The 684-nt window shown below is 50.0% G+C and carries 1 protein-coding gene; it reads left to right on the top strand.

Annotated elements, in window-relative coordinates:
- A partial coding sequence (locus R7Z47_RS24995; RefSeq protein ID WP_318130782.1) for an arginine deiminase family protein occupies positions 1-684 on the top strand: 684 nt, incomplete at both ends.

Here is a 684-nt window from a genome sequence, read left to right as displayed (position 1 = left end):
CCCACCTCACGCCGTCAAACTGTCATGAGCTATTGTTTGATGACGTGCTTGCTGTAGAAGCCGCGGGTGAAGAGCATGATGCTTTTGCTCGAACCTTGAGAGAGCAAGATGTTGAAGTACTTCTGCTCCACGATTTACTGGTGGAAACCCTAGCCGTTCCAGAGGCAAAACAGTGGCTGTTGAACACGCAGATTTCTGACTTCCGCTACGGGCCAACCTTCGCTCGCGATTTACGCCAATACCTTTTGGAAATGGACGACGAACACCTCGCGACTATTTTGCTTGGCGGCTTAGCCTATTCTGAGTTACCTATTCAATCTTCTTCGATGCTACCGAAGATGAAGCGCCCACTGGATTTCGTGATCGAGCCACTACCAAACCATCTATTCACCCGCGACACCTCATGTTGGGTATATGGCGGTGTATCACTCAACCCAATGATGATGCCTGCGCGCCAGCGCGAAACAAACCATTTACGCGCTATCTATCGCTGGCACCCGATCTTTGCAGGCCAAGATTTCATTAAATATTTTGGTGATGATGATCTGCATTACGACAACGCAAACGTTGAAGGCGGAGACGTACTGGTGATCGGTAAAGGTGCGGTATTGATTGGCATGTCTGAGCGCACCACGCCACAAGGGGTAGAAAACTTAGCGGCAAGCCTGTTTAAAGCAGGGCAAG

It is taken from the genome of Vibrio sp. 1641, assembly GCF_033339995.1.
Taxonomy (GTDB): domain Bacteria; phylum Pseudomonadota; class Gammaproteobacteria; order Enterobacterales; family Vibrionaceae; genus Vibrio; species Vibrio alginolyticus.
The sequence above is the reverse complement of the archived record's forward strand: the minus strand, read 5'-3'. Positions and strand labels throughout refer to the sequence as shown.